Origin of the sequence: Lachnoanaerobaculum sp. Marseille-Q4761 (genome assembly GCF_017565785.1) — a bacterium.
Lineage (GTDB): Bacteria > Bacillota > Clostridia > Lachnospirales > Lachnospiraceae > Lachnoanaerobaculum.
This window is the reverse complement of the sequence record NZ_JAGEKB010000001.1, coordinates 291,969-307,719: the sequence shown is the minus strand read 5'-3', so window position 1 is coordinate 307,719 and position 15,751 is coordinate 291,969. Positions and strand designations below refer to the sequence as shown.

Genomic DNA, 15,751 nt, shown 5'->3' with positions numbered 1-15,751 from the left:
TGATTGACATTTTAGACTAAACGGTTTATAATTTAAAAATCTAGAGGTGCATACATGAGAAAAGAAGAAAAAACAAGACTGCGAAGAGAGAAAATCATTACCGCTGCTTTGTTCGAATTTGCTACAAAAGGCTATAAAGGTTTTGTCATCAATGAACTTTGTAAAGTGGATGGTATTTCCAAAGGAGTTTTGTATCATAATTTTTCAGGGAAATCAGACCTCTATCTAACTTGTGTTCAGGAGAGTTTTGAGAAAGCTTTGGCAGTGCAGTGCTTCTGGGGGTGGAAGGTCAAGTACCCTCCTTAGCTGATTATATGGAAAGACGTCACCAATTTTATCAGCAATACCCGGAACATAGCCACATTTTCTTTGAGGCAATGATTGCGATGCCAAAAGAATTGGAAGCAGACATCGCACCACAGAAAGCTATTTTTTTGGACTTGAATGAACAAGTTTGTCAAAAACTTATATCAGAATCCAAACTGAAAGAGCATATTGATGAGAAGCGAGCTATGGCCTATCTGCGATTGATTCAGGATATGTTTCGTTCCTATTATTTAACTGTTTCATCAGATAGCAGTTTGCCTGACTTGGTTTCAGGATATGAACGTCAATTATCACAGGTTTTGGATATGATGATTTATGGAATACTAGAGGAAGATTCCTCTAAAAAAGGAGAAAAATAATGTCGAAAATTGGGAAGTGGTTGTTACTAATTGCGGGTATTTTTGCAGTTTTTGTAGGTTTTAAAATGCTTGCACATCCTGTTGCTACTTTGGCTTCCATGACTTTCTTGTTTGCACTTGTATTTGCAGTTCAAGGGATTTCTGAGATTGTACAATACTTCAAATCAGAAGAAAAGCATGGCTGGAATTTATTTGGAGGAATTGTTACCCTCATCCTCGCTCTTTCCTTGTTCTCAGGTAGCTTTATTGAAATGGTAACTTTTGTGCCATTTATCATTTCTTTCTGGGCATTGACAAATGGTATTACAAAAACTATCGTTGGTTTCAAGGTTCGTAAGACGGATAAATCGGTAGGTACTCCTCTAGTTTGGATGGGGATTTTAGGAATCGTAGCAGGTTTAATCATGATGGGACACCCATTGATGACCGGTCTCTTCGTTAGTTACACCACTGCCTTTGTCTTTATTTATCAAGGTATTGTGTCGATTGTTCAATTCTTCAAGATTAAATAAGAAAAAAGGCTCTTTATCAACTGTAGTGGGTTGATAAAAACTCACAACCAGGAGAGGACCAAATTGATTTTCTCCTTTTTGATATGCAAAGCAATGAGAATTCTCGTTTTAAAATTTTCAAAGTTCCGGAAGCCAAAAGCATTTTGCTTAATGACTTTGATGAGGTTATTTGTGGCCTCAAGTTTTGCGTTTGAGTAGGGAAGTTCAAGTGCATTAATGATCTTATCCGGATCCCTCTAAAAGGTCCTAAAAATGGTCTGGAAGATAGGATTCACAAACAAATTATTAACTCTGTGGTCATCAATTTATATAATTGACTTGATGGTCAATTATTGAGGTATGAGATGAGACAGGAAGAAAGAAAAATACAAGCAAGAAGAAAAATTATGGACAATGCGTTGCTTGAATTTGCTACACGAGGATATAGTGCAAGCTCTGTGAACAACATTTATGATTCTGAACAGGGAATTTCAAAGGGACTGATCTATCATTATTTCAAATCAAAAGATGAGTTGTTCCTTGCTTGTGTGGAGGAATGCTTTGAACAGTTAAAAGAATACATCCAAAATCATATATTCATTGAAACAGAATCAAGCTCTTTGAAGGAATGTCTTTCACAGTACTATAAGACCAGAATGATATTCTTTCATGAAAATCCGCTGTATCAGAAAATTTTCTGTGAAGCTGTGATTATGGATATTTTTTTGTTTGGCGTTGTGAAGAAGGAGACTATTTAAATGTTTGAAATGTTAATTCGTTTATTGACGGTTGTGCTATTGGCAGTAATCGCCGGGAAGGTGGCAGCAAAATTTAAAATGCCCGCTGTTTTAGGTTTTTTAATTGCGGGAATGCTCTTAGGGCCCTATGCAGTAAATCTGCTGACACAAGATATTTTAGATAACTCGATGTATCATACACTGATTGAGCTCATGGAATGCGGTATGGGGCTGATGCTGGGCAGTGAAATGATCTGGCGAAAGATGCGTTCTTCCGGTAAACAGATTGTTGTGATTACTTTGGCGCAGTCACTCATGACTTTTGCTGTTGTCAGTCTTGCGTTTTCTGCTATTTTTTATTTTATGGATATCCCTGTTTTCCTTGGCTTGATTTTTGGCGGTATTGCCTTAGCTACCGCACCTGCACCGGCGTTATCCATTGTGTCAGAATATAAAACAGACGGACCTGTTACAAGGACACTGATACCTTTGGCGGTAATTGACGATGTGTTGGCAATCTGCGTATTTTTGCTTGTTATGAGTTTCATCCTTCCGATTACCTCGGGAGGCTCTGTACCAAAATATCTGATTATACTGATCGTTATTTTCCCGGTTTTGATTGGTCTTATAACCGGAGGCATCACAGCCTTTATTATGAAAAAAATCAGGTCAGAAAAAGTCTGTGCAATCACGGTGTTTGCCGGTGTGCTTGTTACAGCGGCTATGACCGCACTTGCCAACCATTACCTTATGCCTGTTCCAGTCCTTAATTTTATGCTGAGCGGTATGGTTTATTCCGCAACCTTTGCAAATATCCTGGATGAAAAAAAGCTGGAAGATATTATGAAATATTGCACTCCGAGCATCAGCGCTTGCTTTGCATTGATTGTTCTGAATCTGGGTGCTCCGCTGGATTATCATCTCATTTTAGGGGCAGGAATTTTTACAGCAGTATACATTATTGCCCGCGCAGCAGGAAAAATAGGCGGAGCGGCTCTCGGTGCACAGCTTTCGCACGCCCCTGCTACGGTAAAAAAATATCTCGGGCTGGTCATTTTGCCTCATTCCGGCGTATCTCTTGTCATGACAGGTATTGCTATTTCGGCATTAACGGGAGATTTCGAACAATATGGAAACATTGTTCGAGGTACAATTGCGGCTGCGGCAGTCATTAATGAAATTATAGCTGTTTTCTTAGCCCGTCAGGGATTTAAGGCGGCCGGAGAGATGGGAAAGGCTATCAAATGCAAATAAAAATGGTATAATGAAACGAAATAAGGTGTCTGTGCAATGAATAAGGAAGAACTTATGCGATGCCTATTGTTGCCTTGGCATTTAATTTATGCTGGGAGAGTTTGTATGCTTATGTGTACCTAAACAGAAATATTGCAGACATACAAGCTTGGATTACCATAGGGCTCCGAAAGGAGCCTATCTGTGTATTCAAAACAACAAAAAGAAATCGCACTTAAACTACATCATCAGACAGAATCTGTATCAGAGACAGTAAGGATATTGGGATATCCTACTAGACAGAATCTTTATAACTGGATTTATGAAGAAAAACATCCTACTAAGGTTCGGGAGGATTATCAGCTAACATCATTTGTAGAAAGGGTCTCCATGTTTTCGCTCATCTTTGGTTTTAAACATTTATTTCGAATCATCCGTCAGGTTTTTCAAAGCGAAGAGGGGCAGGCGATTTTAGCCAGTTTAGCCTCCCTCTTGGTTTTGGGTACGGTTTTCTATACGATGGTGGAAAAGTTAGCCGTGCTGGACTCCCTTTATTTATCCTTTACGACCTTGACCACCATTGGCTATGGGGATTTTACGCCCAAGACCGCCTTGGGAAAGATTTTTACCATGATCTACGGTCTTTTGGGACTAGGTATTGTCAGCCTCAGCCTTGGTATTATTGCTAAAGAAGCGCTGGCACTTCAGAAACAGCGCAAAAAACAACGCCGAACTAAGCAAAAATAGAGAGTCTGAAATTTTATATGTCCTTTTATATGAGTTTTTGAATTATCTGCATAAACACTACATCTATAAGCAATTTCATAATTGCAAAGACATTCATTTTACCATGCATTTACCACGATTGAATGAGCCTTGATATGACAATAAAACCGATAAGGGAGATAGCACATGAAAAGCTGTGTATCTCCCTTTGTTCATGCTAAATGACTACTTTACTCTGATTTCAAACTTCAAGCTTTCATCATTTACGCATGGATTTCTCCCTTTAGTTCTTCATCAACTTGCATATGCACAGTACCATTTGCATGATAGCATGGTCGTAAGCATACTTTGAAGATATAGGCGTTATAAAAATCTAATATTTCTTTGACTGCCTTTTCCTCTCCGCTAGTCGCTCTGCAAATGAGTTCATAAGAGGGATAAGCATAATCTTTTTTCATTCGTTCTACTTCCTTTCGCTCAATAATTTTTGTAATTTCTTTAGCCCTCTATCCCGTCTGCTATTGATAGTGGAACGTGATACATGATACAATTCTGAAATTTCTCTGTCGTTCATGCCTCGAAAGAAATGCAACAAGATAGCAGTACGCTGTTTTTCGGTCAATTCTTGTAAAGCTGTACCTAGTTCTTCATCAGATACACGGATTGTAAAATTCATAACTTGAAACGATACAAAATCGGAAAAATATTCATCATTTGTACCATTTTCCATACGTTTCATTTCAGACAATTCACAAAACAAGACTTCATGTTTAGAACGTCTTGCACTTTGTCTTCTATGACTTGACAATGTACCTTTAATCACAATCATCATTAAAGCATTAAACTGTAAACAGACAGATTTCTCAAAAGAAGATGCTTCCATGATTTCACCTCCTTTCTGCTGAAAGCTAACTTATATAAACAACATAAAAAATGATGTTTATATAAGTTGATAAAAAACAAAAGGCTCGTATCAAACAAAATGTTTGTACGAACCTCTTATGACGATATAATTGTTATTTTGATAATTATTACTGTTTCTCTTGTTCAGATTTTTAGGAGTTTTCCCGTTATTCAAAATCCATAGAAACAACGACTTTCCCTTGTGCGTGAGAAGTTATAATATAACGAATGGCTTCTTTTGTATCCTTGACAGAATAGATTTTGTCTATATAAGGTATCAATTTACCCGTTTCTGCCAGTTCTTTTGCATAAGATAAATAATCTTTTTGGGACATCATAGGACCAGCAAAATAAGAAAAATTCCTTGATGTAAACGAACGAAAAAGTGCTTTAGTTACTTGTTTTACATTTCCTACACCTATAAAAATTCCATTTGGTTTCAAAATCTGTTTATAGTCTTTCATGGAATTACAGCCATTCACACCTATGATTACATCAAACTTTGTCCGCACTTTCGTAAAATCTTCTTTTTTATAGTCAATTACGTAATCACACCCCATTTGTTTTGCTAGCTCAAGATTACGGGTACTACATACACCTGTAACAGTTGCTCCCATGATTTTAGCTAATTGTACTGCATATAAACCAACGCCACCCGAAGAACCGTAAATCATAACTTTCTGACCTGCTTTTACATTCCCTTTACGAAGTGCCCCTAATGCAGTTTCAAAAGAAATAGGAATAGCAGACGCTTGTTCAAAGCTTAGATTTTGAGGTTTTACAAAAACACGGTCTTTATCCATAAGAGCGTATTTCGCAAAACCTCCGCAACATATTTTCAAACTTTTTGAAGATAAGGAACTGTCAGTCAAAGCACTTTTGGGAGAATATGGGAATATCCGATTTTTAGAAAAAATGCTAAATTGAAAAAGTAAATTCCAGTGCAGAGGTAAATTCTACCTAGCTTTAAAAAATCCCTAAAATCAGGCAGTTTGAAATTTCATTTCTGCCTGATTTTGTTATAATAGTGCATAACAACCTCAAAAAAATCTCTTTCCGGACATGGGAAATAAGCCACAGGACAAGTCGTGTGTAGGACTAAATTCCACTGGCTATATCGAAAAATGTAAAAGTTTTTGCCCTGTCTGACAGCAGATCGGTTTTGGGTTGTTGGGTTACTTAAAGCGAATCAGCTTGGGCCTCAGACAAACCTCGTCAGGATGAATGGGCCCGAGCTGAAGTGCTTTTAAGACATCTTCTCCATATCTGTTTAGTGCCCTTTGATAAGGGGTATCTCCGTTTAAGCTTTCCCTTGGCGTGGAATTGATGTGGTTTACAATCCGATTCACATCCCATTGTGTAAGAAAAGCAAAAGAAGAGCCTTTTGGAAGAATCATGCGAAGCATGGTATGGGCTTGCTCTAATCCCCCTTTTTGCCCACTACGCATAGGATCGCAATAATAGATGCTACTACGTTGGATTCCATTAGGGTTTGTTTCCAAAGCGATAGGATCGCCAAACTCCGATCCTCGGTCTGTGAGGATATATTCAAAGATAGATTGAAAGTCAAAGACATCTTCAAAACGTCTTTCTAAACGGTCAAAGACTGCTTTGACTGCTCCCTTTGTACATCGATTTAACAGATAAGCCAGGAAGAGCTTTTCCTCAGTAAAGAAAAAGGTCAGTAGAGTTTTTTGCGAATCCCTACAGGAATGAACGGTATCCATCTCTACAAAAGCATTTAATCCAAGCTTCAAGAAATCCTCATAGCTTCGACCATGAAATATTTCGCGGTTTGATATCTGTGTTTTATGGCATTTCCTTGGTTTGAATGTCACCTTCCGTTTTAAATCGATATTTTTGGAAGTAAAAATTCCTTGGTCAATGTATGAGTACATGGTGCGAACAGACATCTGTAATTCCGGATGATTCACTAAAATCTGGTAAGGGGATTGTCCCTTTGCAATCAGAGGAGTAATGATGCTGTCCTTTTCTCTTGCTTCCTTTTCGGAAAGATTTATTCCTCGACGAGAGTCTTTAAGGGTTTCCCTGTATTTTCTATCAGCAAATCTGGCATCATAGGTATATTTATGGGCGATGCTGCAGTGATGAAGCTTTTGTGAGCAGCCATTACAGACATAGGGAGCTTTCATTAGGCGATTACAGCATTCCTTTTCAAAGTCCTTACAGGTCTGATTGCAGCTAGGACAAGAAGTACACTTTATCCCACAAAGAATAATCTTCTTACAGACATTTGTTTTACGACACTGGTAACGATGAACGCAAAAGTTCTTTTTGTTCAGAAAGCTGCCCTTGTGATACCAGCTCGATGCTCGGTGTTTCTTCACTTCTTTAGAAATGGTAGAAGGGTCTTTGCAAAGATACTTGGCAATCTCCTTGAAGGAAAGCCCTTGATTTAGACTTTGCTCTATAAAAAGGCGGTCTTCTAAAGAAAGATGTTTTTGGTTACCGGGAATAATTTTACTCATAATAAACTCCTTCCATTGCTGTCAGAAGGAGGTCTAAACATACCATGAATGGTGTGAAAGAGAAAATATCAACTGTGCAGAAGTAAAATCTACTGGGAGGCCGATGAGTAGAATTTACTTTTTCATTTTTGGAAAGTTTATAGTTTGCGATATCTAACTTGACAAAAAGCAAAAATAAAGGTAAACTGATAACAGCGTTATCAAAAGGGGAAGGAGGAGAATTCTGTTGGTTAGAAATAATTATGCTGATACTCATGAAAAAATACTAGAATGTGGAAAAAGGCATTTTATTGAGTACGGATTTGAAAAATCTAGTTTAAGAGATATATGTAAAGATGCATGTGTGACCACAGGAGCTTTTTATCGTCATTTTAATGATAAAAATGAATTATTTGAAGCGATTGTTTCACCAGTTGCAAATAAAATAATTTCAAATTTTTTCGATTATGAGAAAGCATCAATTGATAGTGTGAAGACAAAACAGAATGCGAAGGTGGCTCAGGTTCATGTTGAAGGAACAATTGAAACTGCCATGTTTTTGTTTGATAACAAAGAAATATACTCTCTGATCATTAATGGGTCATACGGAACATCTTATGAGAATTTTCTCGAAAAATTAACAGGAATGGAGGATGATGCAAGAATTAAAATGCAAGAAATTTCTTTAGAAGCAGATACTTCCTCAGAAAAGATTAGTGATAAAGGCTTTCATATTATCAATCATGCTCATTTTTTAGCATTGACTGAGGCTGTATTGCATTCCGAAAATAAGCAAGAACTGTTAGAAAATGCGAGACTTGTTTCTTGTTTTTTTTCAGGAGGCTGGGAAAATATTAGAGGGTATTAAGAGGAATTTTTTTTGACCAGAAGATAACAGTGTTAGCATACACTGTTACCATAACTGGTTTTGCACTATTAAGCAAACTGGGATTTAATATTCAATCTGTAAAATTTAGGAGGAGATAAAAATGAATAATGAAAAACAAAACAAATTGAAGATGAGGGACATTATTACATTATCTATTTTCAACATAGCGATGATTGTAATAATGCTTGTTACAAAAATGTGCACAATGATGTTGACAACGCCTGCATTTGATTACTTATTTTATGTAGGAATTATGGGATTACTATGCGCACCTATTTTTGTGGTAATGTCAAATAAGGTTGCAAAAAGAGGAACGTATTTGATTACTGGGATTTTTGGAGGATTATTTATAACTGTAATGGGTTCTCCATGGTTTCTTCCAGTAATGATTGTAGTAGGTATTGTATGCGAAATTATTATGATAGGACAAGACACTTATAGAAATCCAAAGAGAAATGGTATCGCATACTCGGTATATTGGGCATTGTATGCTCTTGGTAGTGCAATTCCTATGTTTTTCTTTAAAGAACAATATTTAAATAGCCTAAAAGAAAGTTATACGGAAGAGGGCATAAAAACATTGGTTAGATTTTATGGTTCTTGGGATATGCTTTTATTGATTGTAGTGATAACAATAGTGTTGTCTGCTATAGGATTTATTGTAGGAAAAAAACTTATGAAAAAACATATAGAAAAGGCAAAGTTGGTGTAGATGAGAAAATTAGATAATAGAACATATATTATCTTATTAGCAGTATCAACAATATTCTGGTTCTTGTTTAACAAGAACATTCAAATACATTTGAGTGTTGCACTAAATGCACTACTTTTAGTTTATATAAAAGAACATAATAAGGCTATTAAATTCGTTATAACTTACCTGACTATGGTTATATTGGCTGGGTTGTTTGCGAACAAGATAGCCTTAATGTACATCATTTTGAATATGTTAGCACGTTCAATTCCTTTAGTAATGGTAGTTACATGTATTATTGTAGGGAACTCAAGTGAACTTATGTTAAGTTTACAGAAAATAAAAGTTCCTAAGCCCATTATTGTAATGATTTGCATTCTTATAAGATTTTTTCCGGTATTAAGTAAAGAAAATATAGCAATTAGAAATGGAATGAAAGCTAGGGGGTTATTTAGCAACTGGAAAGATTTTATGAGAAATCCTTTTTTGGTATATGAGTGTTTTATGGTACCACTAATCATTAGATGCATAAAATTATCAGATGAGTTGGGGGCTACCGCAGAATTAAGAGGACTAAATGCGGATAAAAAAAGAACGTGCATATATGAAGTGTATTTTGGATTAAAGGATATATGTGCACTTGCCATATATGGAGCTGCAATAGGATTAATATATTTTGGAGTGTGAAGATGATAAAATTTCAGAATGTATTTTTTTCTTATAGTGATGGAGATTCTTCTATCAAAGATATTACTTTTTCTATAAAATCAGGAGAATGTGTTGTACTTTGTGGTAAATCAGGGTCAGGGAAAAGCACAATTTTACGAACTATCAGTGGTTTGATTCCTGTTTTTTATGAGGGAGAGCTGAAAGGAAAAGTTGAAATAGATAAACAAATTCCGGCTGAATTGGATTCAGAAGAACGTGCTAATTTATTTGGTGTTGTTTTTCAAGACCCAAGAAGCCAATTTTTTATGAATAGTGTTCAAGATGAGATTTGTTTTGCGGCAGAAAATATAGGACTTTCTGCACATGAAATAAGACAAAAACTTGATGAGATTGTAGGGGTTGTTGGGATTGAAGGTTTACTTTCGAAAAATATAGATGAATTATCCAGTGGTCAAAAACAAAAAGTTGCACTTGCATCTTCTTTAATTTTACAACCTAAAGTTTTGATCCTCGACGAGCCATCCTCAAATTTAGATGAAGATGGAGTCAAAGTTTTGATAAAAATAATTAAAAAAATTAAAGATAGAGGGATCTCTATTATTATAAGTGAGCATAGGCTTGAACCGTTCAATGAAGTAGTAAATAGATTTTTTTATATTGATAGAGGTCTGTTAAGGAAGATTTGGTCAAAGGAAGAGTTTGAAAGCCTTGATAATGAAAGTTTATCAAATCTTGGCTTGAGACCAAAGATAATCAATAAAAACACTAAGAATAAAAAATCAAACGACTTAATTTTAGATATTGAATCGTTATCCTTTCACTATAAGAAAACAAAATTAGGAATTGATGACATTAATCTAAAGTTATATAAAGGGGAGGTTGTTTCACTGCTAGGAAACAATGGAGCAGGAAAAACTACTTTGTGTAAAGTTATAAGTGGGCTGCTAAAAGAAAACGGAGGATCAATCAAATATAGAGGAAAAGTAGCAAACAGAAATTTAAGAAATAAATTTTGCTATTTTGTTATGCAAGATGCAGATTATCAACTGTATTCAGATTCCGTTGTAAGTGAAATTTCAATTGGTAAAAAAATAACTGAAAAATTAAAAAAAGATATAGTGGATAGTTTGGATGCTTTTAGTTTGAACGAACTAAAAGATAGACATCCTGCATCATTGTCAGGAGGAGAAAAACAAAGAGTAATATTAGCTGCAGCATATTGTTCAGATGCAGATGTTTATATATTAGACGAGCCAACAAGTGGAATGGATGGCGATGGATTACACTCAATTATAAAGTGGGTAAAACTTCTTTCTGAGAAGGGGAAAATAGTAGTTATTATTACACATGATTCACTTTTGGCCGAAGCTACAAGTGATAAGTTTCTATATCTGGAAGAGGGAAAACAAATAAAAGAAGGGAAGAAAGTGCTATATGAATATAATTAGGCAGTATATAAAAAAACGAAAGATTCAATTCTCTTGTTCTATCTTGTTTGCTATTTTTGGTGTAGTAGCTGGCTTAATTTCATATATGATTCTTGCAAGTCTTATAGCAGAGTTGATTAACGGGAATTCAAATTGGGAATTGTACTCAAATAAATTATTGATTATTACAGGACTGTTTTTAATCAAAGAAATATCAGCAGGAATATCTACAACCATCTCTCATACTGCGACATTTCAATCTTTAAGGGATATACGAAAGGAAATTTCAAATAAGTTATTTGAAATGCCATTGGGTGATATTACCGGTATTAGTTCTGGAACTTTGAAAGACATAATTGTCGATAAAGTTGACAGCATGGAAACAACTTTATCGCATATATTACCAGAGATGACAGCCAATGTAGTAGGACCAGTATTGCTTATAATATATATGCTTACTTTGGACTGGCGATTAGGTTTGGTGTCCCTTATTCCTTTCATTGTTGGTATTAGTTTTATGAAATCAGTAATGAATGAAGAATATTCGAAAAATTACAATGAATCTGTAGTCTTGGGTCAAAAAATGAATAACGCATTGGTTGAGTATATTGGTGGTATTGAAGTTATTAAAGCGTTTAATCAAAGTAATACTTCCTATCAAAAATATAGTGATTCTGTCAATGACAATGCACAATTTTATTATGATTGGATGGGGAGATGTATGAAAAGAGTTTCTATTGGTCGCATACTATCGCCAATGGGAATTTTAACAGTTATACCATTTGGAATGATTTTTTACAAAAATGGTAGTATTGAAATAGAAACATTGATAACAATAGTAATACTATCTTTTGCTACAGTATCAAATCTACTTAAAGTATTAAATTATACAGATGATTTGGCTAGAATTGGGACTATATCGAGTGGAGTGGAAAGCCTTTTGGCTTCAAAAAAACTAAAATGTGGGACAACTGTACAAACAGTTGAAAACTTTAATGTTGAATTTATAGATGTTAGTTTTTCATACAATGGGAAAAAACAAGTAATTAAGAATTTAAATTTAAAATTTGATGAAGGAACATTTAATGCATTAGTGGGTGAATCGGGAAGTGGTAAATCGACAATAGCGAAACTTTTAGCAGGCTTTTGGAATGTTGAAAGTGGTCATATTAAAATTGGTGGAATAGACGTAAATAATATTCCATTAAAACAACTTTCAAAATTAATATCTTATGTGTCACAAGATAATTACCTGTTTGACTTCTCGGTTAAAGAAAATATTAGACTTGGCAATCCGAATGCAACAGATGACGAAGTTGAGCAAATCGCAATTAAAGCGGGATGCGACAGGTTTATAAAAGAACTTTCTCATGGTTACGATACTATCGTGGGAGAAGGTGGCGGGCATCTATCAGGAGGAGAAAAGCAAAGAATATCCATTGCCAGGGCAATGCTTAAAAATTCGCCAATTATAATTTTAGATGAGGCTACATCATACATAGATCCAGAGAATGAAAATATTATTCAAGCAGCGATTTCCAAATTAATAAAGGGAAAAACTTTAATTGTTATAGCTCACAGGCTAAACACAATAAAAGGAGCCGACAAAATATTTGTAATTAATAATGGAATGCTTGAAAACAGTGGGAAACATGAAGAACTCTTAGAAAAGTCAAAATCATATTGTGCTATGTGTATGGCATCAAATAAGGAGGATGAAGCATGATAAGCGTATTTAAAAAAATCTGGTTATTCTCCGGCAAGGAAAGAAAAAATTTGACGAGGTCAATAGTAGCAGCATTTTTTCATGCTGCATTTAATGCATTTCAATTTGTGGCAATCTATTATATGTTGAAATGCCTGTTCAAGCAAAATGTTGTGCAAAAGGACATTATTATAGTATTAGTAGTACTAATAATTAGTTTAATAGGCAAGATTATCACACAAAATGTATCTCAAATGAATCAAACACATGCGGGATATTTTATGGCAGCAAATAAAAGAATAGAGTTGGGAGAAAAAATAAAAAGAGTTCCAATGGGATTCTTCAATAATTTTAGTTTAGGCAAGTTAACTACTTTGGCAACTACAAATCTCACACAAATTGAGTCTTGGATACCAGTATTACTTGTTAATGTATTGGGAGGATTTTTAAATACATTCATATTTGTTTTGTCAATATTCATCATAAATTTTGAAATAGGTTTTGTGGCACTAATTGGTATGATAGTATTTTTATTTGTTACTTTTCTAATGGAAAAACGTTCAAGAAAAAATGCAGCCGATATGTCTAATATTCAGACACGTTTGACTAAAAATGTACTATCAACAATTCAAGGAATGCAGGTTATTAAATCATATAATTTGAGTGGGGAAAATAACAAAAGTTTAAACGATGCGATTGATGATAGTTACAAAACTACACTGTCGCTTGAAAAGATGATTATTCCGTATACCATAACTCAAAGAATAGTAATAGGAATGACAATTGTAGTGATGCTATTATTTTGCATTAAATTAAATCTTTCTGGAAATTTGAGTATTGCAGATACGGTTGTACTGATGATAGCAAGCTTCACGATTTTTGATGGATTGATTGGAGCGGGCTCTAATATGGCGATTTTACGAATTGCAGAGAATGCTATTGATTCATATGAATATGTTAACCACATGCCTGATATTAATGAAGGCAATATAAGTTCTTTGATACAAAATCATAATATTGATATTAAAAATATAGGGTTTTCTTATGACAATAGAAGAGTTTTAGATAATGTTACATGCATTATTAAAGAGAATGAGATGACTGCCATTGTCGGCATATCAGGTTCGGGGAAAACTACATTATGTAATCTAATTGCAAGATTTTGGGATGTTAACGAAGGCGAAATAAAAATAGGTGGAAATAATATTAAAGATTATACAGTTGAAAATCTTATGGATAATATTTCTATGGTTTTTCAAGGTGTATATTTATTTGAAGATACTATTGAAAATAATATAAAGTTTGGCAATCAAAATGCAACGAGAGAGGAAGTGGTCAATGCAGCTAAAAAAGCTCAATGCCATGATTTTATAATTTCACTTCCACAAGGTTATAACACTTCAATAGGGGAAGGCGGGGCTTCGTTATCAGGTGGTGAAAAGCAGAGAATTTCAATTGCAAGAGCGATGCTAAAAGATGCTCCAATTATTATTTTCGATGAAGCAACGGCAAACATTGATCCTGAAAATGAAGATAAATTAAAATTGGCTATAGAGTCACTTACCAAGAATAAAACAGTTATTATGATCGCACACAGGTTAAAGACGATTAGAAATGCAAATCAAATATTGGTTTTGAATAAAGGCTGTATTGAACAGAGTGGTACACATGATGAATTGATGAGGCAAGATGGAATTTATAAAGACTTTATAAATGCCAAATCTATGTCAGAAAATTGGAGTTTAAATAATTAGAAGGAGAAAGCATGAATTAACTAAACAATGGGGAGGTAATTGCTATGTGGTATGTAAGGTCTGTTATTTACATAGAAAATAATAATAGACCTTTTTGATGCCGGTAATTATTATAAGCAATTAAATTTAAAATATAGAGAAAGAGCAAGTTTCTTTCATTTTCGAGGACTTCTTATGCCTATGTGCAGAAGTCCTCCTTTTTTGTCTAAAAACAAGCAGACAAAAAATAAATGGAGGAAATAAAATGCCAAAAGAATATTACCTTTATGTCAACGGACAAAGGGTTAAAGTCAGTGAGCAGATATATAAAGTCTACTGGCGAGAAAAAGAACACGAAAAGTATTTAGAGCAGGTGGACAAGAAAAACCACTTGCTCTTTTTTTCATCATTGGATCATGACGGACACTTTATAGATAATATTGTTGATGAAAGTGTTGATGTAGAAAAGATTGTGGAAACACAAATGATGATTGAAGCAGTCAGAAGTGCTATATCAAGGCTCAATGCAGAAGAAAGAGATATTATTGAACGCTTGTATTTCAATGATGAAACTATTCGTTCAGTAGCAAAGCTCAAAAGTATTACACATCCAGCTTTAATCAAAAGAAGAAACAAAATTCTTGAAAAGCTGAAAAAATTTATCGAAGAACTTTAAAACTTCGGTAACCAAAGGGGTCAAATTTTCCTTATGTAAAGTGAAGGGGAGTTTGACTTCCTTTACTTTTATAAGAGATATAGCCTATTTATGGCAAACAGGAAGATGTAAAGAAAATCCCTTTCAAATATTTGTTCTTTGACAACTGAATAGACCATGACGGGACTTTTAATTACTTAGTGAGCGTAAGGAATTTACGCCATGACTTTCCTGCTGAAGAAATTCGGTTTAAATGAATACTGTCAAAGACAAGGATAGAAGGAAACGAGCGATAAATAAATTTTCTTAAAGCAAAGAACAAGGATACTTTGTGAGCTATGACCTGAGTAATGATAATGATACTTCTTTAGTGAAAGCCGGCTCATCTTAATAGGGGCGGTGGTGAGATTCCAATGTTGCTGTTCCAAAGCACCCGTCAATGTCATGAAACTTAGTTAGATAAGAAAGCTATAGATTGATTATATAAGAGTTTGAAGAAAGGGGGGCGTGCCTGTGGATAGAGACTGGGATGGATTGGCTGATTTGATAGCAAATCTTATTACAAAGTATGCTGGTGTTTTAGATTTGGATGATCTGCCAGATCCAATACCAGTAAGTAATAACATTGAAAATGAAAATATTTTTGACATGGCAAAAACACAGATTGAGAAAAAGAAATAAAAGTGCTATAATATACTTGAGATATAAGTCCAAACTTTTTTAGAAACTATAAAG

The 15,751-nt window shown here is 34.7% G+C and carries 18 protein-coding genes and 1 pseudogene; 14 read left to right on the top strand and 5 right to left on the bottom strand.

The genetic code is table 11. The features are described 5' to 3' along the window. The first annotated feature begins 54 nt into the window (after positions 1 to 54). Genes J4O15_RS01490 through J4O15_RS01480 form a run of 3 tightly spaced genes read left to right on the top strand, consistent with a single transcriptional unit; the run spans position 55 to position 1,198 of the window. On the top strand, positions 55 to 306 hold the full coding sequence (locus J4O15_RS01490) for a TetR/AcrR family transcriptional regulator (protein WP_208099420.1): 252 nt from the start codon (positions 55 to 57) through the stop codon (positions 304 to 306). Between the two features lie 8 nt (positions 307 to 314). Beyond that, complete coding sequence (locus J4O15_RS01485; RefSeq protein ID WP_208099419.1) at positions 315 to 686, top strand: hypothetical protein; 372 nt, start codon at positions 315 to 317, stop codon at positions 684 to 686. Continuing rightward, positions 686 to 1,198, top strand: coding sequence for an HdeD family acid-resistance protein (locus J4O15_RS01480; RefSeq protein ID WP_007594012.1), 513 nt, complete (start codon positions 686 to 688; stop codon positions 1,196 to 1,198). The genes J4O15_RS01485 and J4O15_RS01480 overlap by 1 nt, the downstream gene beginning before the upstream one ends. 41 nt (positions 1,199 to 1,239) lie before the next feature. Here the strand turns inward: J4O15_RS01480 and J4O15_RS01475 are convergent. Further along, positions 1,240 to 1,470: pseudogene (locus tag J4O15_RS01475) on the bottom strand (transposase); the annotation flags it as partial. Positions 1,471 to 1,542: 72 nt separating this feature from the next. Between J4O15_RS01475 and J4O15_RS01470 the strand changes: the two are divergent. The 3 genes from J4O15_RS01470 to J4O15_RS16075 all read left to right on the top strand — a co-directional run bounded on the left by J4O15_RS01470 (position 1,543) and on the right by J4O15_RS16075 (position 3,894). Further along, positions 1,543 to 1,935, top strand: coding sequence for a TetR/AcrR family transcriptional regulator (locus J4O15_RS01470; protein ID WP_007594011.1), 393 nt, complete (start codon positions 1,543 to 1,545; stop codon positions 1,933 to 1,935). Then, positions 1,936 to 3,168, top strand: a complete 1,233-nt coding sequence (locus J4O15_RS01465; protein WP_208099418.1) for a cation:proton antiporter — start codon at positions 1,936 to 1,938, stop codon at positions 3,166 to 3,168. It begins immediately after the preceding gene. A gap of 183 nt (positions 3,169 to 3,351) precedes the next feature. Continuing rightward, positions 3,352 to 3,894, top strand: coding sequence for a potassium channel family protein (locus J4O15_RS16075; protein WP_007594008.1), 543 nt, complete (start codon positions 3,352 to 3,354; stop codon positions 3,892 to 3,894). A 242-nt stretch (positions 3,895 to 4,136) separates the two neighbouring features. Here the strand turns inward: J4O15_RS16075 and J4O15_RS01455 are convergent, their stop codons facing one another. From J4O15_RS01455 to J4O15_RS01440, 4 genes are all read right to left on the bottom strand, one after another. Continuing rightward, a complete protein-coding gene (locus tag J4O15_RS01455; protein WP_007594005.1) occupies positions 4,137 to 4,331 on the bottom strand; it encodes a helix-turn-helix domain-containing protein in 195 nt (64 codons plus the stop codon). A 5-nt stretch (positions 4,332 to 4,336) separates the two neighbouring features. Continuing rightward, on the bottom strand, positions 4,337 to 4,756 hold the full coding sequence (locus J4O15_RS01450; protein ID WP_007593998.1) for a sigma-70 family RNA polymerase sigma factor: 420 nt from the start codon (positions 4,754 to 4,756) through the stop codon (positions 4,337 to 4,339). A gap of 187 nt (positions 4,757 to 4,943) precedes the next feature. Then, a complete protein-coding gene (locus tag J4O15_RS01445; RefSeq protein WP_208099417.1) occupies positions 4,944 to 5,579 on the bottom strand; it encodes an NAD(P)-dependent alcohol dehydrogenase in 636 nt (211 codons plus the stop codon). 372 nt (positions 5,580 to 5,951) lie between these two features. Next, on the bottom strand, positions 5,952 to 7,265 hold the full coding sequence (locus J4O15_RS01440) for an IS30 family transposase (RefSeq protein WP_208099416.1): 1,314 nt from the start codon (positions 7,263 to 7,265) through the stop codon (positions 5,952 to 5,954). Between the two features lie 226 nt (positions 7,266 to 7,491). Between J4O15_RS01440 and J4O15_RS01435 the strand changes: the two genes are divergently transcribed. The 8 genes from J4O15_RS01435 to J4O15_RS01400 all read left to right on the top strand — a co-directional run bounded on the left by J4O15_RS01435 (position 7,492) and on the right by J4O15_RS01400 (position 15,697). Next, complete coding sequence (locus J4O15_RS01435; RefSeq protein WP_208099415.1) at positions 7,492 to 8,112, top strand: TetR/AcrR family transcriptional regulator; 621 nt, start codon at positions 7,492 to 7,494, stop codon at positions 8,110 to 8,112. Between the two features lie 121 nt (positions 8,113 to 8,233). Next, positions 8,234 to 8,845 carry an MptD family putative ECF transporter S component gene (locus tag J4O15_RS01430; RefSeq protein WP_208099414.1) on the top strand — a complete coding sequence of 204 codons (612 nt, stop codon included), beginning with the start codon at positions 8,234 to 8,236 and terminating at the stop codon, positions 8,843 to 8,845. Further along, positions 8,846 to 9,514 (top strand): energy-coupling factor transporter transmembrane component T family protein, encoded by a 669-nt coding sequence (locus tag J4O15_RS01425; RefSeq protein ID WP_005542209.1) that lies wholly within the window; start codon positions 8,846 to 8,848, stop codon positions 9,512 to 9,514. It abuts the gene before it with no gap. 2 nt (positions 9,515 to 9,516) lie between these two features. Continuing rightward, complete coding sequence (locus tag J4O15_RS01420; RefSeq protein ID WP_208100252.1) at positions 9,517 to 10,944, top strand: ABC transporter ATP-binding protein; 1,428 nt, start codon at positions 9,517 to 9,519, stop codon at positions 10,942 to 10,944. Beyond that, positions 10,931 to 12,649, top strand: coding sequence for an ABC transporter ATP-binding protein (locus J4O15_RS01415; protein WP_208099413.1), 1,719 nt, complete (start codon positions 10,931 to 10,933; stop codon positions 12,647 to 12,649). Before J4O15_RS01420 ends, J4O15_RS01415 begins: the two co-directional genes overlap by 14 nt. After that, positions 12,646 to 14,382, top strand: a complete 1,737-nt coding sequence (locus J4O15_RS01410) for an ABC transporter ATP-binding protein (protein ID WP_208099412.1) — start codon at positions 12,646 to 12,648, stop codon at positions 14,380 to 14,382. Before J4O15_RS01415 ends, J4O15_RS01410 begins: the two co-directional genes overlap by 4 nt. Positions 14,383 to 14,626: 244 nt before the next feature. Beyond that, positions 14,627 to 15,037 (top strand): sigma-70 family RNA polymerase sigma factor, encoded by a 411-nt coding sequence (locus tag J4O15_RS01405; protein WP_208099411.1) that lies wholly within the window; start codon positions 14,627 to 14,629, stop codon positions 15,035 to 15,037. A gap of 492 nt (positions 15,038 to 15,529) precedes the next feature. Continuing rightward, positions 15,530 to 15,697 carry a hypothetical protein gene (locus J4O15_RS01400; RefSeq protein WP_009643544.1) on the top strand — a complete coding sequence of 56 codons (168 nt, stop codon included), beginning with the start codon at positions 15,530 to 15,532 and terminating at the stop codon, positions 15,695 to 15,697. The last annotated feature ends 54 nt before the right edge of the window (positions 15,698 to 15,751 follow it).